The 26,914-nt window shown below is 73.0% G+C and carries 19 protein-coding genes and 2 pseudogenes; 5 read left to right on the forward strand and 16 right to left on the reverse strand.

Annotated elements, in window-relative coordinates; translation table 11 throughout:
* Positions 1–9: 9 nt before the first annotated feature.
* The 7 genes from DRB96_RS31620 to DRB96_RS31650 all read right to left on the reverse strand — a co-directional run bounded on the left by DRB96_RS31620 (position 10) and on the right by DRB96_RS31650 (position 7,224).
* Positions 10–189 (reverse strand): hypothetical protein, encoded by a 180-nt coding sequence (locus DRB96_RS31620; RefSeq protein WP_112451540.1) that lies wholly within the window; start codon positions 187–189, stop codon positions 10–12.
* 227 nt (positions 190–416) lie between these two features.
* Positions 417–1,613: an ATP-binding protein gene (locus DRB96_RS31625; protein ID WP_162689108.1), complete on the reverse strand. Its 1,197-nt coding sequence runs from the start codon at positions 1,611–1,613 to the stop codon at positions 417–419.
* A 356-nt stretch (positions 1,614–1,969) separates the two neighbouring features.
* Complete coding sequence (locus tag DRB96_RS31630; RefSeq protein ID WP_112451542.1) at positions 1,970–3,001, reverse strand: saccharopine dehydrogenase NADP-binding domain-containing protein; 1,032 nt, start codon at positions 2,999–3,001, stop codon at positions 1,970–1,972.
* Positions 3,002–3,198: 197 nt separating this feature from the next.
* Positions 3,199–4,308, reverse strand: coding sequence for a hypothetical protein (locus DRB96_RS31635; protein ID WP_162688841.1), 1,110 nt, complete (start codon positions 4,306–4,308; stop codon positions 3,199–3,201).
* A gap of 129 nt (positions 4,309–4,437) precedes the next feature.
* Complete coding sequence (locus tag DRB96_RS31640) at positions 4,438–4,641, reverse strand: cold-shock protein (protein WP_112451544.1); 204 nt, start codon at positions 4,639–4,641, stop codon at positions 4,438–4,440.
* Positions 4,642–4,927: 286 nt separating this feature from the next.
* Positions 4,928–6,181 carry an MFS transporter gene (locus tag DRB96_RS31645; RefSeq protein ID WP_112451545.1) on the reverse strand — a complete coding sequence of 418 codons (1,254 nt, stop codon included), beginning with the start codon at positions 6,179–6,181 and terminating at the stop codon, positions 4,928–4,930.
* An 8-nt stretch (positions 6,182–6,189) separates the two neighbouring features.
* Positions 6,190–7,224 carry a GNAT family protein gene (locus DRB96_RS31650; RefSeq protein ID WP_112451546.1) on the reverse strand — a complete coding sequence of 345 codons (1,035 nt, stop codon included), beginning with the start codon at positions 7,222–7,224 and terminating at the stop codon, positions 6,190–6,192.
* A 52-nt stretch (positions 7,225–7,276) separates the two neighbouring features.
* Here DRB96_RS31650 and DRB96_RS31655 point away from each other — a divergent pair, with 52 nt between their 5' ends.
* Positions 7,277–7,879, forward strand: coding sequence for a TetR/AcrR family transcriptional regulator (locus DRB96_RS31655; protein ID WP_112451547.1), 603 nt, complete (start codon positions 7,277–7,279; stop codon positions 7,877–7,879).
* 66 nt (positions 7,880–7,945) lie between these two features.
* On the opposite strand, the gene DRB96_RS31660 is transcribed toward DRB96_RS31655, so the two are convergent.
* From DRB96_RS31660 to DRB96_RS31685, 6 genes and pseudogenes are all read right to left on the reverse strand, one after another.
* Complete coding sequence (locus DRB96_RS31660) at positions 7,946–9,388, reverse strand: GH1 family beta-glucosidase (RefSeq protein WP_112451548.1); 1,443 nt, start codon at positions 9,386–9,388, stop codon at positions 7,946–7,948.
* A 115-nt stretch (positions 9,389–9,503) separates the two neighbouring features.
* Positions 9,504–9,626, reverse strand: a pseudogene (locus tag DRB96_RS46065) (carbohydrate ABC transporter permease); the annotation flags it as partial.
* A 12-nt stretch (positions 9,627–9,638) separates the two neighbouring features.
* Positions 9,639–10,616 (reverse strand): helix-turn-helix domain-containing protein, encoded by a 978-nt coding sequence (locus DRB96_RS31670; RefSeq protein ID WP_112451549.1) that lies wholly within the window; start codon positions 10,614–10,616, stop codon positions 9,639–9,641.
* A gap of 242 nt (positions 10,617–10,858) precedes the next feature.
* Positions 10,859–11,341 carry a DUF3291 domain-containing protein gene (locus DRB96_RS31675; RefSeq protein ID WP_112451550.1) on the reverse strand — a complete coding sequence of 161 codons (483 nt, stop codon included), beginning with the start codon at positions 11,339–11,341 and terminating at the stop codon, positions 10,859–10,861.
* A gap of 32 nt (positions 11,342–11,373) precedes the next feature.
* Positions 11,374–12,108, reverse strand: a complete 735-nt coding sequence (locus DRB96_RS31680; protein WP_112451551.1) for a helix-turn-helix domain-containing protein — start codon at positions 12,106–12,108, stop codon at positions 11,374–11,376.
* Positions 12,109–12,342: 234 nt separating this feature from the next.
* Positions 12,343–13,599 carry a DUF2716 domain-containing protein gene (locus DRB96_RS31685; RefSeq protein ID WP_162688594.1) on the reverse strand — a complete coding sequence of 419 codons (1,257 nt, stop codon included), beginning with the start codon at positions 13,597–13,599 and terminating at the stop codon, positions 12,343–12,345.
* A gap of 177 nt (positions 13,600–13,776) precedes the next feature.
* On the opposite strand from DRB96_RS31685, the gene DRB96_RS31690 reads away from it, so the two are divergent.
* Together DRB96_RS31690 and DRB96_RS31695 are read left to right on the forward strand one after the other, a co-directional pair.
* A complete protein-coding gene (locus tag DRB96_RS31690; protein WP_112451553.1) occupies positions 13,777–14,604 on the forward strand; it encodes a hypothetical protein in 828 nt (275 codons plus the stop codon).
* Between the two features lie 726 nt (positions 14,605–15,330).
* Positions 15,331–20,118 (forward strand): DUF3883 domain-containing protein, encoded by a 4,788-nt coding sequence (locus DRB96_RS31695; RefSeq protein WP_112451554.1) that lies wholly within the window; start codon positions 15,331–15,333, stop codon positions 20,116–20,118.
* A gap of 102 nt (positions 20,119–20,220) precedes the next feature.
* On the opposite strand, the gene DRB96_RS31700 is transcribed toward DRB96_RS31695, so the two are convergent.
* A complete protein-coding gene (locus DRB96_RS31700) occupies positions 20,221–21,135 on the reverse strand; it encodes a helix-turn-helix transcriptional regulator (RefSeq protein WP_112451555.1) in 915 nt (304 codons plus the stop codon).
* A 93-nt stretch (positions 21,136–21,228) separates the two neighbouring features.
* On the opposite strand from DRB96_RS31700, the pseudogene DRB96_RS31705 reads away from it, so the two are divergent.
* Positions 21,229–21,681: pseudogene (locus DRB96_RS31705) on the forward strand (SRPBCC family protein); the annotation flags it as partial.
* 103 nt (positions 21,682–21,784) lie between these two features.
* On the opposite strand, the gene DRB96_RS31710 reads toward DRB96_RS31705, so the two are convergent.
* Positions 21,785–22,705, reverse strand: coding sequence for an ion transporter (locus tag DRB96_RS31710; protein WP_112451556.1), 921 nt, complete (start codon positions 22,703–22,705; stop codon positions 21,785–21,787).
* Positions 22,706–22,984: 279 nt separating this feature from the next.
* Here DRB96_RS31710 and DRB96_RS31715 point away from each other — a divergent pair, with 279 nt between their 5' ends.
* Entirely contained in the window at positions 22,985–24,334 is a 1,350-nt protein-coding gene (locus DRB96_RS31715) for a CoA transferase (protein ID WP_112451557.1), read from the forward strand.
* Positions 24,335–24,421: 87 nt separating this feature from the next.
* On the opposite strand, the gene DRB96_RS31720 is transcribed toward DRB96_RS31715, so the two are convergent.
* The gene (locus DRB96_RS31720; protein WP_162688801.1) at positions 24,422–26,446 is read right to left on the reverse strand and encodes a putative Ig domain-containing protein; all 2,025 of its coding nucleotides are present in this window, start codon (positions 26,444–26,446) and stop codon (positions 24,422–24,424) included.
* Positions 26,447–26,914 lie beyond the last annotated feature (468 nt).

Here is a 26,914-nt window from a genome sequence, read left to right on the forward strand (position 1 = left end):
GTCACAGCCCTAGCGGCGCGGGAGGACGTCGGACCGGCCGGGTAGCGCTCCTTGCCTCGGGCGGAGCGGCACCCGGGCCCGCTGGCGCCGGACGTGCCGGGTGCGCACGGCGGCGTAGAGCGCGGCGGTGGCCAGGCCGGCGGCGCACCAGACGACGAGGATCACCGCGAGGGTGGTGAGGAGGGCCATCAGAACTCCTCCGGGGGTGAGACGGCGGGGCCGGCGGCGGGCAGTCCGCCGACGGGAGAACGGCAGGCAGGGCGTTCCGGTTTCGCCCGGAGCGCCATCGAAATGGAGCGGAACTCACCGCCCTGCCTGTCGCGTTCCCGTTGCGGGGGCTCCTCACACGCGCCGGGGGGCACCGCTCCGTCGGAACGCGAGCCCCCGTACACCATCGTCCGACGTCAGCATCTCCCTTACCCGGTGGCCGTGTTGACGATGTGACGGATGATGGCCGCGGCCTCGCCCGGATGCCGCTCCAGCCAGTCGTCGAGGTGTTCGCGGACGGCATCCCGGACGCAGTCGCCCGCTTCGGCGTTGCGGAGCCTGCTCCTGGTGGATCCCTCGAAGACGGGATCGGCGAGTGTGACGGAGACGACCGCGACCAGTCCTCCGCGGACCTCCTCGGCGGTGAGCTCCCGGGCGGGCTCACCGTCGTCCGCGGGCAGCAGCCGCTGCCGGCGCGCGTGGTCGTTGAGGACGGCCGTGAGCGAGGTGAGGAAGCCCTCCTCGTGGGCGCCGCCCTCGAGGGTGCGGGTGCTGTTCGCGAACGTGCGGATCTCCTGCCGCGGCCCGGTGTTCCACTGCAGGGCGACCTGTGCGCGGACCGTCCCGTCCCCGCTCTCCGACGCGAAGCCGATGGCGGGGGAGTGGACGGGGGCCACGGGGTAGGGGTTGAGGTGGGTGACGAACTTCCGGAGGCCGTCCTCGTGCCGGAACCGGACCGGGCGCTCCGGGCGCTCGTCGGTCAGCGAGACGGCCAGGCCCGCGTTGAGGAAGGCCAGCTCGCGCAAGCGCTCCGTCAGCGTGGCGAACGAGTACCGCGTGGTCTCGAAGATGCCCGCGTCGGGCCGGAACACGATCGTGGTGCCGTGCCCGGTCGTCGCCTCGTGCCGCGTCAAGGGCGCGAGCGCGACGCCCCGCTCGTACTCCTGCGTCCAGCGGAAGCCGTCGCGCCGGACCTCGACCGAGAGGCGGTCCGACAGCGCGTTGACCACGCACATGCCCAGGCCGCTGAGGCCGCCGGAGACATGGTGGCGGGAGCGGGGCCCGGAGCCGAAGGACAGCTCGGTCAGTACGAGTTCGACGGCCGACCTGCCGGTGGACTCCTCCGGTTCCACGGGCAGGCCCCGCCCGTTGTCCGCGACGCGCATGCCGCCGTCCGCGGTGATCGTGACGTCGATCGCGTCGGCGTGGCCGGCCACGTGCTCGTCGACGGCGTACCCGACGACCTCGTACACCAGCTGGTGCAGGCCGCGTTCGCCGATCGAGCCGATGTACATGCCGGGGCGCCTGCGGATCGACTCGCGGGCTTCCAGGATCTGGATCTGACTGCCGTCGTACGCGATCTGGTTCCCGTCCGCGGGCCGACTGGGGTTGTCGGACTCGGTCATGAAGCACCCTCCCTGGGCCGTCCTGGGCACGTCGGCGGGCGGAGGTCGCCGCAGCGGCCGACGCTGCTCGCGCGGCCTCCCCCCGTGTGCGCCCATCCTAGGGATTGGGAGGTGAACGCGCAGGTCAGAGCGGGTGTGGCAGGGTCCCAGGCGGCCGTGTCCAGGGCTTTTTCGAGACGGCCGGTCCGGGGGTCGGCGCGGGGGGCCGGAGCGGCGCGAAGGCCCCGCCGAAGGCACCCCGGGGGGCTTCCTCGGCGGGGCCCGGGGGTCTTTTCCCGCGTGTTTTCCGGATCGGACCCGACTCGTCGGCCCCGGAGGGGAGTTGAGGCGACCCTCCCGTTCGCGACCGCCGCCGGTCAGTGCGGAAGATCGACCGACAGGTACGGGGACAGCGCCCGCAGGAAGTCCGGCGCGTCGAAGATCGCGCCGGCCGAGGCCACACCGGTGGTCCGCGTCCGCCCGTCCAGGACGCGCTCGACGGCCTCCACCACCAGGGGTGCGGTGACCGCGTAGATGTCCTGGCCGCGGGCCGTCGCCCGCCGCTCCACGCCCCGCGAGCGGACCAGGACGTCGACGACGAAGAGCTGGTCCGACCTGCCCAGGGAATCGACCGCCTCCGGCGCCGGGGTGTCCTGCCCGGCCAAGTCCCGCGCGGCCTCGACGGCCATGTAGGTGCGCACATCGGGCACGTGCACGTGGCTGGGCACGGTGACGACATCGGCCATGGTGAACTCCGCGATCACCGCGCGGCGGCCCAGCGGCTCCGGGAAGTCCCAGTCCTGCTCGCGCAGTTCGTCGTCGTGGTACTCCAGCGCACCGTCCGCGAACCGCACCCTGCGGCCCGCACGGCGCTCGTGGGACACGGCGCCGGCCGTTCGGGTGCCCGGTGTGGGACGCCAGCTGTTCAGCCCGTACGCGACGTGCACCTCGTCCGCGGCGGTCCAGTCACCCATCGCCGCGGCGACCAGCAGGTCGCCCAGGCCGCCGAAGAAGGCCATCGCCGGCACCACGGGCGTGCCCGACCTCAGGGCCGCCGCCGCGTGGTCGGCGAACATCGCCGCGTTCGCCTCGATCTCCGCCGCGACGTCGAGGTACGGGATGCCCGCGCGCAGGGCCGCCTCGACGACGGGTCCTCCCGTCAGCGCGAACGGCCCGGCGCAGTTGATGACGGCCGCGGCACGGGCCAGGGCGCGGTCCAGGGAGCCGGGGTCGTCCACGGAGGCCGGCCGCACGACCACTCCCGGCCACTCGGCCGCCAGTAGCTCCAACCGCGCCGCGTCGCGGCCCGAGATCACGGTGGTGATGCCGCGCCTGCGGAGCTCCTCGACGATGAAGCGACCGGTGTGCCCCGTCGCGCCGTAAACCACCACTGCAGCCGTCGTGCTCATCGTTTTCCCCGTTCTCGGTGTCCTGATGAGTCCAGTCTCACCGTGGGCCGGGTCCGAACGTGATGGTCCGGAACGACATCACTCGCACAGTTTCGGACATGCCCGCCGGTCTCCCTGTCGGTCTCCCTGTCGGTCTGCCCGTCGGTCTGCCCGCCCGTCTGCCCGCCGGCCGTCGCGGGCGGCCGGGCCCGCCCGTCTCAGACCTGGTCGGGATGCGGGGCGGGTGCGTACACCGGGTCGGCGGGAGCGGCCGACGCGATCAGGACCGCCGCGAGGTCCTCCTTGCGCATCCGCTGGTCGACGTACAACAGGGCCAGGGCCAGCTGCGGGAAGCCGTACTGGAACACCATGCTGACCGTGGTGCCGACCAGCACGGAGACCACGTACACGACGACTCCGGCGATCAGTGAGCCGACGTCCGGGTTCTCGCCGCTCACGTCGCCGAAGTAGGGGATGAGCCCCACCATGCCGACGAGGCCGAACGGCATCTGGATGAAGTACCCCACGGCCGCCGCCACGATGTACGCGAGCATCGTGTTGCCGAACACCCGCCACCAGCCGTCCTTGACCAGCTGGGAGGAGCGCCGCAGGGCGGCGACCGGGCCGAGCCCCTCGCACACCGCGGCGGCGGGCGCGAGGCTGAGCCGCGTCATGAGCCAGATCGAGAGGGGCAGGCAGGGCAAGAGGCCCAGCAGCAAGACGAACAGGGCGGCCGGCGGGCCGGAATGGGCCGGGGCCGTGATGATCAGCGGGATGCAGATCGCGTAGAGCGCGAGCATCGGCCCGCCCGCGATCAGCCCGGTGAGCAAGAGGGTCCCGAGCACCGACGGCAGCCGGGACCACGAGCGGCGCCACATGACGCCGAAGGTCGTCGGGCGGCCGAGCACGGCCTCCTGTACCACGGCGGGACACAGGGCGCTGGTCACCGCGGCGCTCAGGGTCATCGTGACCAGCAGGAGCACGCCGGCCGGTGCGAAGGCCAGCAGCAGCGCCGCCCACGCCCCACCGCCGGATTCCCCCGGCGCGAGGTCCGCGACGTCGGAGAAGCGGCTCCGCGCGGCCACGACGGTGAGGACGATCGCGGCGGCCACGAGCAGGAGTCCGATTCCCTGCGCCGCGAACATCACGCCGACCAGGGTCTTCCAGTGGCGGCGGAAGGTCGAGAACGCGCCGCCGAGTATCTCGCCCGTGGCGAGCGGCTGCAGCGGTATGACGCCCGGCTTCGGCGCGGACGGCGGCATCCAGCCGCCTCCCCACTGCGGCGTGGGCTGTCCCGGGTGCTGTCCCCACCCCGTGTTGTGCGACATCGCTGTACTCCCCCTCGAATGAAGGGACACGGTAACCCCTTCCGGCCTGCGCTTCGCAGCGGCGCGGGGCTGCGCGCACGCGAAAGCGCCCCGCATCGGTGTGATGCGGGGCGCTCCGGTGGCGTGGGGTCAGGAAGCCACGATGTTCTCGGCCTGGGGGCCCTTCTGGCCCTGGGTGACGTCGAAGGTCACCTTCTGGCCCTCCTGGAGCTCCCGGAAGCCGGTGGCGGCGATGTTGCTGTAGTGCGCGAAGACGTCGGGACCGCCGCCGTCCTGCTCGATGAAGCCGAAGCCCTTTTCGGCGTTGAACCACTTCACGATGCCAGTTGCCATCGCTGTCTCCTTCTCGGGTGCGCCCGTGCTCACCCAAGGGTGTGCGTCGTGCGGTGTCGATTGTTCGCGGTGGCCGGCGGCCACCGGCGGACCGCTGCGCCACGGTGGTGGCGTGGGTCCGCCAGACCGGCCCCGAGCAGCCCGCATGACGGAAGGTACGAGGCCGGACACCCCCTGCGATACATGTATATAGGCCAGCCACTCGATGTGATGGCTGAAAATCGACCATTGACGGTTCTGTGTGCGGATCGGTGCCCGGTACCGCGAGGGGCGGTTCCGGCCAATCTCACGGGCGGGCCTTCTCGCTCCCGGCCGACGCGGGGACCCGTCCCGGCCACTTCCCGCCCCCGCGCGGCAGGAGGAACGGGGTCGCCAGGAGAAGCAGGCCGGCGACGCCGATCGCGGCGCGGGCGCCGGTGACCGAGGCCAGGACCCCGAAGAGGGCCGTCAGCGCGGCGGTCGCGCCGCTGCCGGTGATCTTCCAGGCCACCAGGACGCGCCCGACCCGCTCGGCCGGAACCCGCTGGAGGCGCTCGGTCGCGAACAGCGGGTTGAACACGCCGATGCACGTGATCAGGACCAGTTCGACGGCGACGACCAGGACCATGCCGGCGGTCCCGGGAACGACGAAGAACAGGCCGACGGGCCACAGGGCGCGCAGGACCCCGGAGGTGGTCAGGACGCGCCGGCGCCCGTAGCGGGCCTCCAGCCGCGGGGCGAGGCGGGCGCCGATGAACCCGCCGGTGCAGGCCAGGCCGAACACGAGTCCGTACTGCCACGCCGACCAGCCCAGGTCGTGCAGCAGCAGAACGGCCAGCAGCGGTTCCGTGGCCATGATCAGTGCGTTGACGGCCACGGTGTTCCAGAACAGCGGGCGCAGCCGCCGGTCTTCGTGGATGAACTTCCAGCCCTTGACCAGGTCCGAAGCCCGGAACCGCGCGGGCTCGGCCCGCTCGGGGGCGGCCTCCTTCTCCCGGATCGCGCCGATCCCGAGCGCGGACAGCAGGAAGCCGGCGGCGTTGGCGAGCACGGTGACCGCAGGGCCCAGCAGGCTGATGGCCGCCCCGCCCAGGGTCGGGCCGACGGCCGTGGCGGTCCAGGCGGTCGACTCGAAGCGGCCGTTGGCCACCAGCAGCTGGTCCGGGCGCACGAGCTGCTTGAGGTAGGCGCCGCCGGCGGCGGCGAACGCGATGTTCGCCGCCGCGCTGACCACGGCGACGACCAGCAGCTGGGTGTAGGTCAGCCGGCCGGCGAAGTACGCCGCCGGGACCGTCAGCAGGGCGCCGAACCGCACCAGGTCGGCGGCGATCATGACGGGCTTCTTCCGCCGGACCTCGACCCACGGGCCGAGCGGGAGCGCGAGGAGCGAGCCGACCGCCAGAGCCGCGGCGGGAAGCGCCGACACCGCGGCCGGGCCGACGTGCAGCACCTGGATCGCGATCAGGGGGAACGCGCCGAACCCCAGGAAGGTGCCGGCCGTGGAGGCGGCGAACGCCGACCACAACCAGCCGAACGACCGTCCGAGATCTTGCCGTGCCACGAAGATCCTTATACGTCGTCCCAGGCCATCGCGCTCATCCGCCAGCCGGCGGGCGTGCGGACGAACTGCGTGGTTTTGCGGCCGGAGCCCTCGAACCACTCGCCGTCGAGGAAGCCGGACTTACCGTACTCGCTGAACCGGTGGGCGACCGTGCCGAAGACCTCGGTCCGCTCGGAGACCTCCCACTCGGAGAACTCGGTCAGCGTCCCGTCCGTGAGGATCTTCTCCCGGGGCTCGACGAACGCGTCGAGGTCGTAGACCACGGGCTCGCCGCCGACGTTCTTGATGATCGTTCCCTGCGGAATGAACACCTCGCGGACGGCTTCGAGGTTCGGCCGGCCGCCGCCGGTGTTGGCGAACGCGCCGAGGAAGGTGCGCATGAGCCGGTCGAGCTCGGCCTTGGCGACCCGGTGCGCCGCTTCCGCCGGCACCTCGCCCGTCGCCGCGTCCGCCTTCTCGTCCGCCTTCTCGTCCGTCTTGGCGTCCGTCTTGGCGTCCGCCGCGGGTGACCACTCCTCGGACAGGACCGACCAGATCTCGGTGTCGTGCCGTACGCCCCGGTACGAGGTCCGCTGTCGCAGCACACCGTCACGGGTCATCCCGAGCCTGCGCGCGGCCTCGACGCTGCGGGTGTTGCCCGACGAGACCCACCATTCGACCCGGCTCATCCCGCGTTCCCCGAAGGCCCAGCCGATCAGCTCCCGGCACGCCCGGGTCACCAGCCCCCGGCCCTCGCCCGCGGCCTCCAGCCAGCAGCCGATCTCGCACACCCCGGCGGCGGCGTCGAACTGCGTGAACATCACGCCGCCGACCAGCGTGCCGTCCAGCCAGATCCCGTAGATCCGGGCGCCGTCCGCGGCCTGCCGGTCGGCGTACCGCTGGAGTACGGCGGTGGCGGACGGGAGGTCGGTGCTGAACGTCGCCCACGGTATCCAGGGGTCCACGGAGGGCCGGGCGCGGTCCATGTGGGCGAGGAACTCCCGCGCGTGCGAGGGCTCCAGGGGGCGGAGGCGGGCGTTTTCGCCGATCGGCAGTGTGAACACGGATACCTCGATCCTCAGTGCGTAACAAGCGTTCGGTATGTAAGGTAGCAGCATGCCACCCCCCGCACCCGGAGATCGTGAAGCCCGCCGCGAGGACGTGTCCCAGGCGGTCTGGCACGTACTCGCCGACAAGGGCTTCGGCGGCCTGACCCTGCGCGCCGTCGCCGCCGCGATGAACGTCTCGACCGGGATGCTCATGCACTACTTCCCGACCAAGCGGGCCCTGATCGCGCACGCCCTGGACCTGCTGGAGAAGCGCACCGCGCAACGCCCCCGTCGCGCCCGCCCCACCGAGGGCCTGGCCGCCGTACGGGCCGTGCTGCTGGACATCCTGCCGCTGACCCCGGACGACACCGCCCGCAACCGCATCTGGGTCAGCTCCTGGGACCTGGCCCTGGCCGATGACGGCCTGGCCGCCGACCAGGCCGACCGCTACACCCGGATGCGCTCGGCGATCCGCCCGCACTTCGAAGCCGCGCTCGGCCTGGGCGAGCTCCCCGAGACCGCCGATCCCGAACAACTCGCCGCCACCGCCGTCGCGTTCACCCACGGACTCGTGGTCCAGGCCCTCTTCGACCCCGGCCGCTTCCCCGAGGACGTACAGACCGCCATGGTCGACGGGTTCCTCGCCTCGACGCGGACGCCGCTGCGCTGACCGCTGCGCTGACGCGGCCGGCCCCGGACCCGAGGTCGGGGGGTCCTGGTCAGCGCCGGTGCGCCGCTACGCCCCGCCGGGCGAGCTCAGTTCACCCGTCCGCGCCACGCCCCCGTACCAGCGCGCGCTCGACTTGGGCGTGCGCTCCAGCGTCGCGAAGTCGACGTGGACGGCCCCGAACCGCTTCGCGTACCCGTACGACCACTCGAAGTTGTCGAGCAGCGACCAGAGGAAGTAGCCGTGTACGTCCACCCCCGCGCCGATCGCCCGGTGCACGGCGTCCAGGTGCGCGTGGACGTACGCGGCGCGCTCCGGATCGTGGACCGTGCCGTCCGGACCGACCTCGTCCTCGTACGCCGCCCCGTTCTCGCTGATGACGAGCGGCAGGCCGGGATACCGGGCCGCGGTCCGGGTCAGCAGCTCGTACAGCGAGTCCGGGGCGACCGGCCAGCCCATCGCCGTGCGCGCGCCCGCCGCGCGGTGGAAGGCGACGTCGTCGGCGCCCGGCCAGGGGGAGTGCTCGCTGCTTCCGTGCCCGTCGTCCCGCGGCCGCTCCGTGCCCGCCGCGACGTGTGAAACGACCGTCGGCGTGTAGTAGTTGACGGCGAGCAGGTCCAGGGGCTGGCGGATCGCGGCGGTGTCGCCGTCCCGGACGAAGGACCAGTCGGTCAGGTGCGCCGTGTCCGCGAACAGGTCCCGCGGGTAGGCGCCCTCCAGCATCGGGCCCAGCCAGATCCGGTTGCCGACGGCGTCGATCCGCCGGGCCGCCTCCCGGTCCTCGGGCGAAGGGGTCAGGGGGCGGACCTCGTGGAGGTTGAGGGAGACCGCCAGCTGGCCGCCCCCCGGCAGCGCGGCCCGCAGGGCCTGCGCGGCGAGGCCGTGACCGAGGTTGAGGTGGTGCGCCGCGCGCAGGGCGGCGACCGGGTCGGTGCGGCCCGGGGCGTGGACCCCGGAGCCGTAGCCGAGGAACGCGCTGCACCAGGGCTCGTTGAGCGTGGTCCAGCGCCGCACCCGGTCTCCGAGGGCGTCCGCGACGAGGCCCGCGTACTCGGCGAACCGCTCCGCGGTCGAACGCTCCGGCCAGCCGCCCGCGTCCTCCAACTCCTGCGGCAGGTCCCAGTGGTAGAGGGTGAGGGCGGGTTCGATGCCGGCGGCGAGCAGTTCGTCGACGAGCCGGCGGTAGAAGTCCAGGCCCCGTTGGACGACAGGGCCCCGGCCGGTCGGCTGGACGCGGGACCAGGAGACGGAGAACCGGTAGGCATTGAGGCCGAGTTCGGACATCAGTCGGACGTCTTCGCGGAACCGGTGGTAGTGGTCCACCGCCACGTCACCGGTATGGCCTTCGAAGACCTTGCCGGGGGTGTGCGAGAAGGTGTCCCAGATGGAGGGGGTCCGGCCGTCCTCCCGCGCGGCTCCCTCGATCTGGTACGCGGCGGTGGCCGCGCCCCACAGGAAGTCGGACGGGAAGGTACGGACGGCGGCGAGTGGCCGGGTCTCGGACGCGGTCATATGAGAGCGCTCCCAACGCGAGTGCGGATGATGGTGCGGTACGGATGATGGTGCGGTACGGATGGTGGTGCGGTACGGATGGTGGTGCGGTACGGACGGGGGACGAGCGGGCCGGTCAGTTCTTGACGGCGCCGGCGGTGATGCCGCCCACGATGTGCTTGCCGAGGACGGCGAAGACCAGGAGCAGCGGCAGCGTGGAGATGAGCGCGCCGGTGAGCACGACGGCCTGGTCGACGGTGGGCCGGAGGGGCTACCGGAATCGGCGCCGGTACTCGGCGGGAGTGGTCCCCAGCCGACGCTGGAAGGAGCGGTGCAAGGTCTCCACCGAGCCCAGGCCGCTGGCCGCGGCGATGTCCGGCAGGCTCCCGTCGCTCTCCTCCAGCAGGCGGCGGGCGGATTCGAGGCGGGCGGATTCCACGTAGGCGGCCGGCGTGCCATCGGTGCGCAGCCGGAACAGCCGGGAGAAGTGGCGCACGCTCAGGTGCAGCCGTGCGGCCAGGGCCTCCGCGGTGAGGTCCTCGGTGAGATGGTCGGCGATCCACACGCGCAGGTCGTCGATGCGGTCGCCCGCAGTGGCCGGGGCGGAAAGCGGAACGCTGAACTGGCTCTGCCCGCCGGAACGCTTGACGTACATGACCATCATCCGTGCGGTGGCCAGGGCAACGGCCTGGCCGTGGTCCTCGGCGACCATAGCCAGCGCCATGTCCATCCCCGAGGTGACACCCGCGCAGGTCCACACGCTCCCGGATCGGATGAAGATGGGGTCCGGATCGACGGTCACCCGCGGATGGTCGGCGGCCAGCCGTGCGGCGGTGAGCCAGTGGGTCGTGGCGGACAGGCCGTCCAGCAGGCCCGCCGCGGCCAGCAGATGGGCTCCCGCGCAGATCGACCCGGTCCTGCGCGCAGGAGGCGCCGCTTCACGCAGCCAGTCGGTGACCTCGCTGTCGATCACCGGCTCCACCCCGTCGCCGACCAGGTTGACCGCGCCGGCCACGAGCAGGGTGTCGACCCGGCCGTGCACCTCGTCGAGGGCCAGGTCCGCCAGCAGCCGGACGCCGCTGGACGTGGCCACCGGCCCGCCGTCGGCCGTGGCGATCTGGACGAGATAGCCGGGGCGGGCGGTGCCGGCGACCCGTGTGGCAACCGAGAAAACCTCGGCCGGGCCGGTGACGTCCAGCAGTTCGGTACCGGGGAAGGCCACGATGACGACTTTGTGCGGTGCGGGCATGTGCAGATCATTTCGCCCCGCCGGTAGTGGCCGCAATGACGAGGTTCTGTCAGATCCGGCCATCTCGAAGTCGTGTTTCGATGGCCAGGGCGACTTCTGATCGACCATGCGCAGACCGTACGCGGGCACGGCTGACAGCGGACGAAAGGCCCCTCGCCGTGGTGGGCCGACAAGAACGGTCAGCGCGGCCAACGGGAATGCCCGAGGGCCACCGGCAGCACAGGCTGCGCCGGCGACGCGGCCTACTGCTGTGCGGCTTCGGCCGTGGTGTAGGAGGAGGCGAAGGTGAACGCGTGCGGGGAGGGCCCGTGCGCCCGCAGGTCCGCCAGCCGCTCCAGGGCCTCGTCCACGGTCGGGAGGTGCCCGGCGGGGACCCACCAGAGCACCATGTGCGCCTCGACGTGCCGTTCGAACCATTCGCGGCGCCGCCGCATCACCTCCAAGTGCCCGCTGCGGTAGGCGAAGTCCCAGAGGGCCTCCTGGGTCTCCCACACCGACAGGTTGACGATGACGTCCTCACCCGCCGGGCGCAGGCCGGTGGCATCGGCCGAGTCCTCCTCCACGAGCCGCCATACGAAGCCGGGCGTTCCGTCGGCGGCGGCGTTGACCGGGGCGAGCATCTCGACGAACGGCGCCACGCGCGGGTCGTCGAGGGGGTGACGGAGCGTCGCGACATTGAGTTGGGCGAGGTGCGCGGGATGTGCGGGATGCACGGATGCGGTCATGGACTCATCCCAGCACGACCAGCTTTTCTATGTCAATCCCCATTGTTTTTAGAAGCCTCGACCACCACGCAGCATTCGCCCGGCCGGGCGTCCATGCGGGCGCGGACGGGACCGTCCGCGCCGAGCAGTCCTTCCAACAGTGCGAGGTTCATGCCGCATACGAGCGGCGGGAAGCGCTCGGCGACGGCATGGAAGGGACAGTTGCGCATACGGACGACAGGTGCGGCCGCCCCGGCCGCCCCCTCGGAGCCTTCGGCCCCTTCGACGTTCTCGGTACCCCCGACGCCCTCGGTACCCCCGACTCCTTCCAGGTGCGGTTCGTATCCGCGGGCGGCCAGCATCTTCACGGCCTCTTCAAGGTCGCCACAGGGCTCCGCGTGGCCGCGCAGGGCCTCACCCCGGCTCCGCGCGGCCGCGCGGAGCCCGACGTCGAGCCCGGCCTGCTCGGCGGCCTCGGCGAGCAGCTCGGCGACGGTGCGGTAGTCGCGGGCGGGCAGCGACACCGCCCATTCGGCCCGCGCCCGCGTGTACACCTTCGCGGGACGACCCGCCCCCGGACCCGAGCGGCCCGTCAGCCGGCGGCTACCGCTCTCCAGCAGTCCGGCCTCAGTCAGCTTGTCCAGATGGTGCGCGGCGAGCGTGCGCGCCACCCCGGCCGCCTCGGCGGCCTCGTTGCGGCCGACCTCACGGCCCTGCGCCGCCACGTACTCATACAGGCGGCGCCGCACCGGATCCTGCAACACCGCGATCGCGTCAATGTCCTCCACCCGGCCATTCTACGAACAACACAGATTGGAGATAGAAAGGCGGGCCGGCCCCGGCAAGTGCGCAGTGCATCCCTCGGTCGCACTGCTGTGACTGAGCGGCCTACTTGGCCCGATCGGCCAACTGCGCCGCTCAGCCCACGCCGCAGCGGTTCTTGCCCCGCACGACCGATGCCGGGCTGTTGCTGTGCTCGTGTCCCGAGCGGGGGACGAGGACACAGCGCAGGGCCGGCACCGTCACTCGAGGCGCCTGATCGGCTTTCCGAGCAGTTCGGTCAGCTCCGCGTCGACGGCCGCGATCAGCGTCGGCCCCCAAATGGTCAGTGTCTGTTCCCAGGGGTGGCCGAAGGTGCCCAGGCGCAGGTCGTCGGTGAGGTGGAGATAGTAGTCGCCGTTGGGATAGGTGCCTTTGCCGGGCCGGGGCGGCCGTCCGGGGATGTCGGTGCGGCGGGGGTCGTAGCGGTAGCCGTCGTGATTCCAGTCGAGCCAGTGGACGAACTCCCCGGGCTCGGTGGCGGTGAGCAGTCCGCGCTGGACGATCGCGTCGAGCCGTTCGGGGAGGTCCGGGACGATCCGGTGGTGGGAGTGCAGGTTCCAGACCGCGGAGGGAACGGGATCGGTGATCGCGGGCCGGTAGGTGGTGCTTGGCTTGAAGTCGAAGTCCGCGTAGAAGCGGTCCCACAGGGGACCGTCGTCGTGGAGCCAGTCGAGGAACTGTGCGGGGCGGGTGGTCTCGTGGCTGCCGGGCGGGCCCCAGTGGTAGGAGCGGACGGTGGCAGCCTCGGTGAAACCGGCTTCCAAGAGGCTCTCGCGCAGGGAGCCGTCGGCTTCGGCGAGCAGGGGGTGCCCGAGCCAACTCTGTCGCCGCCATCGGTCGGTGACGGCTTTGACGAAGGCAGGATCGTTGCTGGTGAAGCCGCCGATGAGGGTGAAGGGGATTTCGTCGCCGTGCGCCCAGGCGACCTCGGTGACGATCCCATCCTCCAACAGGACCTCGATGAGAACGTCACCCTCGTCGGAGGAGCCGTCCGCGATCATCTCTGCGTAGGGTGCGGCGTGCGGACCGGGGGAGCCCACGGCGATCGCCCATGTCTGCTCGGCCTGGCCCGGGACCCGGTACAGGTCGTGCACCCCCTCCTGGGGCTCCATCCCGTCGGACCGCTCGCCGGGCAAAGGGGCGGCGATCAGCACGGAGCGCTCCCAGCCCGGGGCGAACCCCGCCGCTGTCAGCTCCTGTCCCAGGTCCGGCGGGTCGTGCCCGTAGACCTTCCACTCGATCGGCTCACTGCGTTCCGCGAAGACCTCCTGCTGGCGGCGCACCACTGCGGCGGTGTCCGTACCGGGGACGAGGGGGGCGTGCTCAGCGGTGCCGTGCGTGCCGTAGTGCCGGCGCGCGACAGGCCCGTCGGCCTCAACGACCACCCCGACCGGATGCCACGCGGGAACCCGCCCCCGCAGCCCCTCGTACATCGCCCACCATTCACCCATGCCCATGATCAGGAGCCTAGACGGGCCCACACGGGCCAACCAGAACGCTCAGGGGCCAACTGCAGCGCTAAGTCAAGTCACAACGGGCGGCTGTGACTTAGCGCTCTAGTCGGCCCGTCCAGCCAGATAGGCGCTCAGTACTCGGTAGAGCTGATCCACACCGTCCCATAGGGTCGGTCCGTGATGATCAAAGTGGGCGAACCGCGCAGCCTCGGCCTTCCTGCTCCCGAGGCGCGGTTGCGCTTCGGGACGGAACTGCAGGAGCTCGGCGGCGGGCCGCGGCGCCGCTTGCTGATGGTGGACGACGAGCCCGCCTTCGAGCTCAGCTTCTACTGCGGCACGTGCCCGCTCCTGTTCCGCCGGCTGGAGACGGCGAGGGAGAAGCTGTCCCTGGAGAGCATGCAGCAACGGCTCACCGGAGCGCTGGACGATCCGGACGACGGCGGCGTGATCGATGCGTTCGGTGCCTTGCTACCGGAAGGCGAGTACCTTCCGCTGCTCCTGGACGTGGAACCCCGGCTGGTCTTCCCCGGCAAGGAGGGCGACTACTTCAGCGGCGAGCAGGTCACGGCGTGGGGAATCGATCAGTTCTGGGGGCTCCCGGAGTACCCTCACACCCCGTACTACCGGACCTTCGAGACCGCCGTCGATGCGGACGCCCACCTCTACGAGTTCGTCGTGCCCATGGTTCCCCCGACCTGGAACGTGAGAGCGTGCGTCGAGGAGTACGTCGCACTCATGGAGCGGGGAACGGTCCCCACGGCGGTGGCGATCTCCACGCTGGACGTCTGCCAGTCCGCCCTCGGCCTGGCAGATGACCCTGCCGCGCACTGGGGCCTGACCCACTTCCTGCTCGACGGCCACCACAAACTGGAGGCCGCCGCCACGGCCGGCCGGCCGGTGCGGCTCCTCTCGCTGCTGACCTTGGGTGAAAGCCTGGCCGGAGCCGAAGACGCCGCCCGGCTGCCCGCCCTGCGCACCCGCCCCCGCTCGGCCCGAGTGACCGGATAGTCGGCCCGCCTAGACAAATTCGTGCTCGAAAGCGGTGTGCACGGACTGGTGCGTCGGGCCAGGCCGGCCATTCCGCTGGGACTGAAGCGCAGGCCCAGGTCGTAGTCCTCCACGTGCTGGATGACGGCAGCGTCGAGGGCGGAGGGCGTGGATCCGCCCATCGCGTCCCGCGTCCGGGGGTCTCGGGAGCGCCGTGCCAGGGGAGAGGGCGGGTGGCCAGGACATACGTTCTGCTGCCCGGCCTCGGCTAGCAGCCGGTGGCGGGCGAGGCCGGCGCGCGCGGGCGCGGGCGCGGGTGTGGGCGGATTGCCGGATTCGGTGAAAGCGCGCGGTAGGAGGGGGCCGTGCGCATAGAGTCCCAGAGTCCCAGTTCGGGAAACTTGCTCCCTGCGCTTGCGGGGATGGTCCCTGGTTGTCGGCGCCGGCCCCGTTGAGGGTGAACTGCTCCCCGCGCTTGCGGGGGATGACCCGTACCAGTGCCAGAGAGCGGCCCGTGACGTGCTCTGCGCCCTGCGCCCCGCAGGGATGACCCCGCTCTCATCGCCGCCGGCAGATCCGTGGCGTACGCCTCTCCGCATCGGCGGGGGATGAACCCGGGTTGGTGGTGCCGTACTCCACACCCGCCCATTGCGCCCCGCGCCCGCGGGGACGCCCACCGACCCGTGTCTGCGCCGGTCCGTGGACAATCGCATGACGCACGAACTGGGGTGGGGGAGCGTGGCGGCAGTGCAGCGTGAGGTAGGCGAGGCGGGCGCGGTCCTGTGGGCCGAGCGGCTGTTCCGGAAGAAGGTCAAGCCCGGGCTGGACGTGCCCGAGCCGCGCGGGCCGGTGGCGACGCGCATGGCCGTCGAGCGGTTCGGCGAGCTGTACGCCGACATCGAGGGGGTCGTGCAGGAGTCCCTCGAGGGGGCACGCGCGGTGGCGAAACAGCTGTCCAGCGACCGCCTCCAGGGCCTGTCCGAAGTCGTACAGAACGCCGAGGACCTCGGAGCGCGCGAGGTCCGCGTCATGATCACCGGCGGGGAACTGCTGCTGGCCCACGACGGTGACCCCGTACGCCTGCGCGACGTCATGCCGCTCTCCATGCCCTGGGTGACCAGCAAGGCCGCCGACGCCCGGGCCACCGGCCGGTTCGGCATCGGCCTGATGACGCTCTACGTGTTCTCGCCCTGGATCGAGGTGCACAGCGGGCACTACGGGCTGCGGATCGCGGAATCGGGGCTGGCCTGGGCCCCGCCCCGGAAGTTCCCGCCCGCCTTGGTGGCCGATGCCGATGCCGATGCCGATGCCGACGACGGCAGCCGCAGTCGCAGTAGCAGCCGCCCCGGCGCCCGCCGCGCCTGGACCGTCTTCCGGATCCCCCTGAAGACCCGGCGCCTTGACCCGTCCGACATGGACGCGTGGCTGCGGTCCTGGGGCCACGAGGCCCTGCTCTTCCTCCGCAGCGTTTCCCGCGTGACCCACCTCGACGCGAAGGGCCGGGTACGCCAGGGCCTCGGCCTGGAGCGGGTCCCGGACGTCGGTTTCACCGCCGAGATCGCGGGCCACGACGTCGACGTGGCCGTATCGCAGGTACGCGACGCCGACGGCCTCCACTGGCAGGTCTGCCGTGCCACCGTGGCCACACCGCCCGGCGTCGCCCCCCTGCGCAAGGCCGCGGCCGAGACCATCGACCTCGGCGTCGCCGTACCGGTCGCCGCGAAGGGACCCGCCGGTCACATCGGCCAACTCGGCCACATCGGCCCACTCGGTCAACTCGGTCACATCCACGTCGGTCTCCCCGTGACCGGGCTCGGGCTTCCCCTGCGCCTGCACGCGCCGTTCGACCCGCTGCCCAACCGGCAGGGCCTGTCGGAGACCGACTGGAACGACGCACTCGTTCCCCGGGTCGCGGACCTCTGGGCCGCGGCGCTGGTGGACCGCTTCCGCCGCGACCCTGCCACGGCGTGGCACATGCTGCCCCTGCCGCCGGCCTCCGGGGCGGGGCGTGCCGCCGACAGCCGTGCCGCCGACAGCCGTGAGGGCGCGGCCGTGGTCACCGCGCTGGAGCAAGCGGTACTGGCACGCTCGCGCACGCAGGTGTGCGCCCGGATGACCGTCGAGGTTCCCGGCCGGGGCCCGATGCCCCTGGGGGAGCTGGCCCTCGAGGTGGAGTCCCTGACCGGCGTGCTCTCCGAAGCCGACGTCGAACGGGTGGTGCACCGTCCCGCCTTGCCGCTCGCCGCGCGTGACAACGTCGGCCGCTACCGGGCGGTCCTCTCGGACTGGAGGGCACACGGTGGAAGTGACACGCGCCCAGCACCGCGCGAGGTCGACATCCGGGACGCGATGGTCCTTTTGCGCGACCGTGATCGCCCGCTGGAGTCGGTGGTCGAGCTGGCCGCCGTGGGCGTCTCCTACAGCCCGGCCGCCCTGCGTCTCGCCCACTTCACCTGGCTGGCCGACGATTCCGGCGCACGCCACCAGCCACCGGGCGAGTCCGACCTGCGGATGTTCACCGACGGCCGCGGCGGCCTCGCGGCCGGGCTCGGCTTCGCGCACGTCCTGCATCCCGTCTTCCTCGCCGACACCCCGGCCGCCGCCGCGGTCCGGCACTGGCTGCGCGCGAAGGCCGCCCTCCTGACCGAGGACGACCCGGCCGCCGTCCTGCGCCGGCTGTCCGACTACGGACGTACGCGCGTCGGCGCGGCCCTCTCCCTCACCGACGGGCAACTGGTCCAGCTCAAGGACGCCTTCGACAAGGTCTCGGACAACGACCGGCGGAGCCTCGGCCCCGGCGTGGGCCGGGCCGTCCTGCTCAAGGCCCGCCGGTACGACAAAGCAGGGACGCCGGAAGAGGGCGAAGCCATGCCCTCCCAGGCCTACCTCCCGCCGGGCATCGACGGCACCGACCGCCTCGAGAGCTTCGCCCACGCGGCGGGATCCACCCCCGGCCTGTGGTGGATCCGCCCCCGCTACCACCAAGTGCTGCGCTCCTCCGGAGCCTCCGGAGCCTCCGGAGCCTCCGGGGGCCTGAGCCCGCACGCCTTCCTGCGCCTCCTCGGAGCCGAGGGCGCGCCACGGCTCCGCGAGCACCCGGAGCAGACCATCCGCCTCAACCGGAAGGCTCTGCCGCTGCACGTTCCCGGAACGCCCCCCGCGCGCACCCAGGCCATGGCCGGGAGCGAGTACACGCTCGACGACATGACGAGCCCGGACCTGGCCGCGGTCGCGCGCGGCATCGCCGCCGACCCGGACCCCGTCGTACGCAGGCAGCGGGCGATCGCGCTGATCCACGTCCTCGCCCGTTCCTGGGCAACCCGGTTCTCCGGCCACGAGCGGGTGAAGCACGGAGACGCCTACCGCGTCTGGAGCCTGAAGCCGGCCATTTCAGCCTTCTGGCTTTGGAAGTTGCGTGAGATCCCCTGGCTCGACAACGACCAGGGCCAGGCCACGGCGCCGGGCGAAGGCCTGCGCCTGCGGACGACGGGCACGACGGCCGTCTACGGCGCCGACCCCGCGGGCTTCCTGCACCGCGACGTCCAACGGGCCGTCGGCCGCCGCGCCGACGTCCTGCGCGCCCTGGACATCGGCGGCGAGCCGACCATCGGCGACATCCTGGCGCACCTGCGCAAGCACCGTGAGGCGGAGCGCGCGGGAGGCGCGCGCGACACGGCCGGGGCCCGCATCCTGTACGAGGCCCTGGCAGAACGGATGGCCACACCGGCCACGCCCACGTCCACCACGACGGCTTCCTCCTCCACCTCCGCCACCTCCTCCACACTCCCGGACGGCGTAGCACCGGCCGCCCTCGTACGCGCCTTCGCGGCGGGAGACGGCCTCGTCCTCACCGCGGTCGGCTGGCGCAGGCCGGCCCAGTGCCTGCGCGGCACACCGCTCTTCGGCCGGCTCCGTGCCTTCGCGCCCACCGTCCGGGGCGGCGAGGCGCTGTGGAAGGCCGTGGGGGTGCGGGAGCCGGCCGCCGACGACGCCGTCGGCGTCATCAGGGAATTGGCTCCCGCGACGGCCTCGGAGCGGACGGTCGAGCCCTCGTCCGCCGACCAGACCGTGCTGCTGCAGTCACTCCAGTTCCTCCAGCACCTCGCGGCCGACGATCCGGTCGGGCTGGCGGGGCAACGGCTCGACCGGCTGCCGCTGTGGACCACCCGGGGGTGGGTCACCCAGCGCCCGGTGTACGCGGTCGAGGACGAGGCGGTGGCCGCGGGCCTCGCGGCGGTACGCGCGCCGGCCATCGCGATCTGGCACCCGGGCGCGGAACTCGAGCACTTCCGGGAGCTGCTGCCCCGCCTGCGCGTCGCCTGCCTGGGGAGCGAAGAGGTACGGCCGTCCGTGCCGAGGGGCGGCGGTGACCCCGCGCCCCGGGCCACGGCACTGGTCGCCGCCGCCGTCGGCCACCTCCACGAGGATCTGCAGCGCAACGACCCCGCGGCGGCCCGCGAGATCCTGGGCTCCTGGGAGGAACTGGCCGCCGTCACCGTCCGCGTGGACCCCGACCTGACCTGTACGGTCACCTTCCCCGCGCCGAGGACCGGAGCGCTCGCACCCACCCCGGCCGAGGTGCCCGTGGACCTGGCGGTCGACTGGCAGGCGGGCCCCCTCTCCCCCCACTACACCCTCTACACCCGCGACCTCGCCCTCCTCGGACGCCCGGGCACCGGGCGGGCCCTGGCCGCGGGCTTCCGCGGACACCGCCGGGCGGTCGCCCAGGCATGGGGCGAGGCCTGGGAGAAGGCCACCGCGGGCCTGGACACGACGCGGATCGTCCGGGCCGAGGACCTGGCCCGCGAGGAGGAAGCGGCCGCCCTGGCGGTACGGGCCCAGCGCCTCGCGGCGTTCCAACAGGAGACGGCCGAGGCCGCAGAGGGCAAGCAGCCCAAGTCGCCACCACAGGCCGGCGGCGCGACGAGCCGCCCGACGGCCGCCCCCGCCGCCCCGGCGAACGGCACCACAGGGCGGCGCCTGGTCAACACGGACGAACTGCACGTCGTACGCGACCGGGTCCAGCTCACCCCGCGCCGCACCCACCCTTCCCCGCCCTCGACGACCGCACCGGCCCGCCCCACGCTCTCCGAGCCCCGCGCGACCCCGGCACCACCGCGCCAGCGGAGCGCGCCGGTGTTCTACACGCCGGTGGACCAGGAGGATGCCGCGATGACCGTCGTGCGCAAGATCCTGGCCGGGGACGACGAACGACTGCGCGACCTGCGGACGCAACGGGGTCTGGGCGCGGACGCGGTGGACGAACTGGGCCGGTTCTACGAGGTGAAGTCCGTCCGCAACAAAGAACGGGACTCCGTCACGGTGACGCCGCACGAGTGGGAGCGGGCCAGGACGGAGAAGGACTTCTTCCTGGTGGTGGTCTCGGGCCTGGACTCGGAGTCGGAACAGACGGTGGCCCGCTTCATCCTCGACCCGTACGAGGAACTCACGGCCCGCCCCAGCCCGAACATCATCCTGAGCGGCATCCGCGCCTGCCAGAGCCTCTACTTCCCCCTGAAACCGGGGCAGGAGTGACCATGCCGGGCGGCCGGACCGCCGGCCCGGAAAGACGGCCCGGCGCAGCCTGCTCTGCGTCGAACTGGACCAGAGGGAACTCGACCACGGCCGGGCGCGAGGTCAGGCAGTGCCGGCCCGATGCCCCCGGTGCCCCGTCCGCGCCCGGACGGCCGGATCCGTGTCCTGGGCGACGGCCCGGGCGAGCAGGGTCAGTGCGGCCCGCGAGGGCGAGTCCGCCTCCGCGGTGGCAACCACGATGCCGGGTCCCGGCCCGTGGCTCAGGGTCTGCTGAACGACGGTCAGCGGGCCGACCAGCGGGTGCCGCATCCCGTAGGTGGCGACGGTGCACGCCTTGACCCGGTGGTCGGCCCACATCGAGGAGAACTCGGCGCTCTTGGCACTCAGTTCACCCAGCAGCGCGTGCAACGCGGTGTCCTGCGGGTGCTGGGCCGCCACCAGGCGCAGGTTCCCCACCACCGCCCTGGCCTTGCTCGGCCAGTCCGCGTACAGCTCGCGGGTGTGGCAGTCGAGGAACACCAGTGCGGCCATGTTGGGACGCTGCCCCGGCAGGTCCGGGGCGTCGCGGTCCAGGTGCCCGGCGAACAGCGCGTGACCCGGGCGGTTCCACGCCAGTACGTCACCGCGCAGGCCGAGCACGATCGCGGGAACGTCCGCCAGCGCGTCCAGCAACTGGGCCGTCGCCGCCGGCACGCGCTCCGGCGCGGGCCGCCGGCCCCGGCCCCGAGTACGCCGCCTGTCCGCGCGGACCAGGTCGTGCAGGTACCGCCGCTCGGAGTCGTCCAGCCGCAGAGCCCCGGCGATCGCGTCCAGCACCTCGGACGACGCGCTCAGCGACTGCCCCTGCTCCAGCCGGGTGTAGTAGGAGGCGCTCACCCCCGCCAGCAGCGCCAACTCCTCGCGCCGAAGCCCCGGCACACGCCGACGCTCCCCGTAGGTGGGCACCCCGACATCCTCCGGACGCAGCTGGGAGCGCCGTGCCTGCAGGAAGTCCCCGAGCTGCGTTTTTCCGGTCATGGACCCGAGTATGCGCCGACCCGAACCCCGCAGCCTGCCCCAGCTGTGGATAGGCACCGGCGGGTCTGGCTCCCTGGCGGGACCGGTGATGACGTGGGCGGAGCAGACCCGTCCCGGGCCCATCCCGAACGCACCCAGGAGGACGCCTTGAGCGCCACCACCAGCGAACACGACCTCTTCGAGGCCCTGCACGCACCGGCCTTCGCCTTCACCAGACGCGCATGGGTCGATGCCGCACCCGCCCGGGTCTACGACCTGGTCACCGACGTGTCCGCGATCGGCCGCTGGAGCCCCAACGCGACCGACGTCACGTTCGACGAGGGCGCCGGCCCTCGGGTCGGCGCCTGGTTCAGCGGCCGCAATCGGAAGGACGGCAGGGAATGGACCACCCGCTCCCAGGTCGTACGGGCCGACCCCGGCAACGCCTTCACCTTCGTGGTCGGCGGAGCCGAAGCCGGCATCGTGCAGTGGAGCTGGACCTTCCGCTCCCAGGGACGCGGAACCGTCGTCGAGCAGGCACCCCGACTGCCCCCGGCACCCCGACTGCCCGGACCACCCAGCGTCCCCGGCCGCCCGGGACCGCTCGCGGGCACCCGCCCCCCGAAGGGCGGGTGCCCGCGAGCGGTCCGGTCCCCGGCAGGGGCAGGGCCTACCGCGCGCCCGCCGAAGCGTGCGCCGCCGGGGCGGAAGCCGCGGGCAGCTGCGCCCCGATCCCCGCGGAGCCGAGCTGGGCCTCCATGTCGTCGAGGGCGCCGCGCACCGCAGCGATCCGCAGGAGGAGCTCGTCGGCGACGTCCACCTCCGCTTCCGCCCGCTGCGCGGCCCGCTGGCTCTGCTCCTCCATCTCCCGTGCCTCCTCCAGGGCGTTGAGGACCACGCCGATCAGCACGTTGAGCAGGACGAAGGAGGCCAGGAGCACGTAGGAGGCGTAGTAGACGATGCTCAAGGGGGACACCGCGAGCCCGGCGTACACGGCGTCCCCGAGCCCTTCGAGCGTCATCAGGAGGAACAGGGTCAGCCCGGCCCGGCCGATCGAGCCGTAGTGGGCGGGGTCGTGGCCGGAGAAGCAGATCCACCCGATCATCGCGTACACGTAGAGGATCAGGGCGCCCACGAACAGGAAGCTCACGGTGCCGGGCAGGCTCCGGCCCACGGCCACCAGGAGGACCCGCAGCTGGGGCATGAACCGTGCCGTGCGCAGGACGCGGGCGAGTCGCAACAGCCGCAGCAGGGTGGTGTTCTCCCGCAGGAACGGGATGAAGGCCGAGGAGACGACCAGCAGGTCGAAGAGGTTCCAGGGGTCGCGGAAGAAAGCTTTCGGCCGGTCGGCGTGCGCCGCCAGGCGGATCACCATCTCCAGGGTGAAGGCGACCAGGCAGAAGTGCTCGGTCATCCCGAGGAGCCGGCTGTACTCGGCGGACAGTCCGCTGTACGTCTCGACGCCCAGGAGTGCCGCGTTGAAGAGGATCACCGCGAAAACGGCGAGCGAGAACGCGGGGGCCTCGCACACGTCTCGGCAGTGCGCGGCCAGCCTTCCACGCCTGGTGTCCACCGCGGTCGGGTCGGTCATCGTGCTCCCTCGTACGGGCCGCCGGCCGCCCCGGTCCACACGCGCCGACGTGGCCCGCGACGGAAGACGAGGCTGCCGAGGCGGTGTTCATGTTCCGCGTCGTGTAACGCCGGACGGCGCGAATCGAGACGCCCTGGCGCACGACATCGCCCGATCGGGTACACGGTGCTCCGCGCCCGGTCGATACCCGGGTCTGAGCCCAGGTCAGCGCCCGGGCAGGCACCCCGGTCCGCGCACGGCCGTCGGCCGTTCGGGGGCGCCGTCGCGGAGGATGGGCCCATGACGAATCGTGACGGTGCGACGGCGCAGGCATGGGCCGCGCTGGGCGGGGCGGACGGACTGGCCGGACGGGTGTCCTACCGGGGCGCGAACGGCCTGGGCGACGGGCCGCTGCCCGTGCGGGAGCTGGCCCGCGCCACGGTCGGCGCGTGCACGCTGGCCGCGGCGGAACTGGCCGCCGTACGGGCGGGGGGCGATCCCGGCGACGTGGCGGCCCAGGTGGTCGACGAAGGCGCCGTGGCCACGGCGTTCGTCAGCGAGCGGCACCTGCTGGTGGCGGGTCGGGCACCGGTGGTCTTCGCGCCGCTGTCCGGCTTCTGGCGGGCGGCCGACGGGTGGGTGCGGACGCACGCCAACTACCCGCACCACGAGGCCGCGCTGGTACGGGCCCTGGGCGCGGGGACGCCGCGGGGCGTGGCGCGCGAGATCTCCCGGCGGACGGCGGTGGTCGTCCAGGAGGCGGTGTACGCGGCGGGCGGGCTGGCCGTGGCCGTGGCCCGGGAGTACGGGGAGCCGCAGCCGCTGGTGGAGTCGTGGGCGTCCGGCGGGCGCGGCCGGGAACTGGGCGGGAGCGCGAACGGGCCGCCCATGGCGGGAGTACGGGTGCTGGACCTGACCCGGGTCATCGCCGGACCGGTGGCCACCCGGACGCTCGGGCTGCTGGGCGCGGACGTGCTGCGGATCGACGCGCCGGAGCCGGCGGAGTCCGACGACGCGTACGCGGACACCGGCTTCGGGAAGCGCTCGACGCTGCTCGACCTGCGCGCGGCCCGGGACCGGGAGGTGTTCGAGGGGCTGCTCGCCGGCGCCGACGCGGTGGTGACGGGCTACCGTCCGGGGGCGCTGGCCCGGTACGGGCTGGACGCGCGGGAGCTGCTGGCGCGACGGCCGGACCTGGTGGTGGCGGAGCTCTGCGCGTGGGGGTGGCGCGGTGCCTGGGCCGGGCGCCGGGGCTTCGACTCGCTCGTGCAGGCGGGGTACGGGATCTCCGCCGCCTGCGGTGACGGGGACGGGCCCGGGGTGCTGCCCGCGCAGGCCCTGGACCACGGGACGGGGTACCTGGTGGCGGCCGGTGTCCTGCGGGCCCTCGCGGACGGCGGCGGCCGGGGGCTGCGGTTCTCGCTGGCCGGGACGGCCTCGTGGCTGGTCCGCGAGGTGCCGGGGGCCGCCGCCGCGGTCCCGGGCCCCCCGATGTCCGCGGCCGCCGTGCCCGGTGGTGGGCCGGAGCCGTGGCTGCGCGAGACCGCCTCGGGATACGGGCCCCTGCGGCACGCGGTGTCCCCGCTCGGGGGCGCGACGTGGGGCCGGGGACCCTCCCGGTGGGGGACCGACCGGCCCGGCTGGCTCTGACTCGGAGCCGCCGACAGCGGGAGGAGGCCGAGGGGGCCAGGGGGCCCCGGCCGGGGTACCGGCCGGGGCCCCGCCGGGGTGGCAGCACTAGAAGTAGACGTTCCAGGTGACGCTGACCGAGGAGGACTTGCCCGCGGCGTCCGTCACCGTGAGGGTGCTGCTGCCGAAGCCCCAGGTGGTGGGGGTGCCCGAGACGGCCCCGGTGGCCGGGTTCAGGCTCAGGCCGGCCGGCAGGCCGGTGGCCTTGAAGGCGTACGGCTTGGTGCCCCCGGTGGCCTGGAGGTTCAGGCTGACCGGCTTGCCGATGTAGACGACCTGGTTGCCGGGGCTCTGCAGGACGGGGCCGGTGCCCGTGACGGTGGTGACCGTCCACGAGAACGTGGCGGAGCCGGTCTTGCCGGCGCTGTCGGTGGCGGTGACGGTCACGGTGGAGGTTCCGGCCGTGGTGGCGGCGCCGGTGATCGCGCCGGTCGAGGAGCCGATGGTCAGGCCGGCCGGGAGGCCGGTCGCGGACCAGGTGTAGGGGGCGGTGCCGCCGGTGGCCTTGACGGTGAGGTCGGCCGGGGCGCCGACGGCCGAGCTCTGGCTGCCGGGGTTGGTCACGGACGGGGCGGTGCCCGCCGTGGTGATGGTCCAGGAGAAGCCGGCCGAACCGGTCTTGCCGGCGCTGTCGGTGGCGGTGACGGTCACGGTGGAGGTTCCGGCTGTGGTCGGGGTACCGGTGATCGTGCCGGTCGAGGAGGCGATGGTCAGGCCGGCCGGGAGACCGGTCGCGGACCAGGTGTAGGGGGCGGTGCCGCCCTCGGCGCTGTTCTTCAGCTCGACGATCCGGGCGCCGATGACGCCGCTCTGGGCCGACACCGCGGAGACGGTGACGTTGCCCGGCTGCGGGGTGGAGGTGAGCAGGGTCAGCTTGAACCGGGTCAGGGCCTCGATCACGGGCTGGAAGATGGTGAACTTCTCACCGCTGCCCGAGGTGCAGGTGGCGCTGCCGCCGCCGGAGTGGAGGCCGACGGCCTTCCCGCCGGTCGCGGTCACGTAGGAGCCGCCCGAGTCGCCGCCCGCCGAGCAGGCGTTGGAGTACGAGAGGCCGTCGATGACCACGTTGCCGTAGTCCACGCTCTGGTTGACCTTCGTGACCTCGCCGCAGCGCATGCCGGTGGTCTGCCCGGAGCGGCATATCGCGGTGCCGACGACGGCCTCGGCCGAACCGGTGACCGTGATGGCCGCATGCGACCCGTCGCCCGCGACCGTGGGGGCGAGGTTCCAGCCCGCCTGGTCCACGTCGACGACGCCCATGTCGCCCTCCTGGGCGTTGACGCTGCTCTTGCCGTCCTTGTTGGACGTGCCCACGCGGGTCCCGTCCTTGCCGTACGCGGGCTGGTTGACGTCGTTGGTGCAGTGCCCGGCGGTCAGGAAGGTCTTGGCCCCTCCGGCGGTGCGGGTGGCCGGGAAGCCGATGGAACACGGGCTCTCGGTGCCCGGCACCCACTTCTCGCCGCCAACGGCGTCGGCCTGCTGGACCGGGCTCTGGGCGGTCTCGCTCACGTGGACGATGTCGCCCAGGGCGGCGATGCGGGCCGTGAAGGCATCGGTGGACGCGTCGCTAGCCGCCCGGTTCACGGTGATGTCGATGCGGTTGTTGCGGGTGTCGGGACCCCACGAGACCACCCCGGCCACGCCGGAGCCGATCTCGCGCGTCACCGTCCGGGCCGCGCCGCCCAGTTCGGCCGAGCCGTACCGGGCCTGCCGGGCGACGGCGCCCGCGTCCCGGACCAGCGCCGCGTCCGCGGCGTTGGAGACGGAAGCGTTCAGCCGCCCCGTGGAGGCGTCGAACCACATGCCCGCCACACGGTCACCGACCCGGCCCCGGATGAGGGTGGCCGCCCGGCCGGCGGCAGCCTCGTCGGCGACGCGGTCGCGCACCTGGTCGGCGGAGAGGTGGAGATCGCGCTGCATGGCCCGGAGGATTTCCGGGGACACGGAAGGCCCGGGCCGCTCGGCCTGCGTGGCGTGCGCGGGCAGGGAGCCCAGGGCGCCGAGCGCCACGACGGCCGTGACCGAGGCGGCCGCAACGGAGCGCCACAGAGGCCTGTTTGACAGATTTCGCACGGAAATCCCTTCATGGGGGGCATACCGGAGGCGTAGGCCGGTAGGGATGCACGTCCCGTGGGGGAGCACGGGACTCTTCTCGTCCCCTCGGAGCCCGCATTCGGGGGAGCCGCGGATGTGCGCTCCGGGGTGGCCAACAGAGTGGTCCCGGGCCGGTGTCGGGAGCATCGGAGGAATCCCTTGCAGCCCCGGTCTCTTGCCGGGCCTGCCCCGGTCTCTTGCCGGGCGCGCTCCGGTCTCTTGCCGGGCCCGCCCCGGGCTCGCCCGGGCCTTCCCCGGTCGCGCCGGCCGGGGAAGGCCCGGCACGGAGCACGGCGGGCCGTCCGGGCCGCGGCCCCCGCTCCTCCCGTGGAGGACCGCGGTGCGCCGGGTCTGCCACCCCGCACCCGGAGCGCGGACGGCCCGCCGTCGCACCACCATCGCCGGGACCGGCACCCCTTGGCATCAGGGGAAACCCTTGATCCCGCG

The sequence above is a fragment of the Streptomyces sp. ICC1 genome, from assembly GCF_003287935.1.
Taxonomy (GTDB): domain Bacteria; phylum Actinomycetota; class Actinomycetes; order Streptomycetales; family Streptomycetaceae; genus Streptomyces; species Streptomyces tritrimontium.

Bases quoted from the DNA above. Each gene is read 5' to 3' on its own strand.
- DRB96_RS31620 (WP_112451540.1), bottom strand. From the start codon at position 189: ATGGCCCTCCTCACCACCCTCGCGGTGATCCTCGTCGTCTGGTGCGCC.
- DRB96_RS31625 (WP_162689108.1), bottom strand. From the start codon at position 1,613: ATGACCGAGTCCGACAACCCCAGTCGGCCCGCGGACGGGAACCAGATC.
- DRB96_RS31630 (WP_112451542.1), bottom strand. From the start codon at position 3,001: ATGAGCACGACGGCTGCAGTGGTGGTTTACGGCGCGACGGGGCACACC.
- DRB96_RS31635 (WP_162688841.1), bottom strand. From the start codon at position 4,308: ATGTCGCACAACACGGGGTGGGGACAGCACCCGGGACAGCCCACGCCG.
- DRB96_RS31640 (WP_112451544.1), bottom strand. From the start codon at position 4,641: ATGGCAACTGGCATCGTGAAGTGGTTCAACGCCGAAAAGGGCTTCGGC.
- DRB96_RS31655 (WP_112451547.1), top strand. From the start codon at position 7,277: ATGCCACCCCCCGCACCCGGAGATCGTGAAGCCCGCCGCGAGGACGTG.
- DRB96_RS31660 (WP_112451548.1), bottom strand. From the start codon at position 9,388: ATGACCGCGTCCGAGACCCGGCCACTCGCCGCCGTCCGTACCTTCCCG.
- DRB96_RS31670 (WP_112451549.1), bottom strand. From the start codon at position 10,616: ATGCCCGCACCGCACAAAGTCGTCATCGTGGCCTTCCCCGGTACCGAA.
- DRB96_RS31675 (WP_112451550.1), bottom strand. From the start codon at position 11,341: ATGACCGCATCCGTGCATCCCGCACATCCCGCGCACCTCGCCCAACTC.
- DRB96_RS31685 (WP_162688594.1), bottom strand. From the start codon at position 13,599: ATGGGCATGGGTGAATGGTGGGCGATGTACGAGGGGCTGCGGGGGCGG.
- DRB96_RS31690 (WP_112451553.1), top strand. From the start codon at position 13,777: ATGATCAAAGTGGGCGAACCGCGCAGCCTCGGCCTTCCTGCTCCCGAG.
- DRB96_RS31700 (WP_112451555.1), bottom strand. From the start codon at position 21,135: ATGACCGGAAAAACGCAGCTCGGGGACTTCCTGCAGGCACGGCGCTCC.
- DRB96_RS31710 (WP_112451556.1), bottom strand. From the start codon at position 22,705: ATGACCGACCCGACCGCGGTGGACACCAGGCGTGGAAGGCTGGCCGCG.
- DRB96_RS31715 (WP_112451557.1), top strand. From the start codon at position 22,985: ATGACGAATCGTGACGGTGCGACGGCGCAGGCATGGGCCGCGCTGGGC.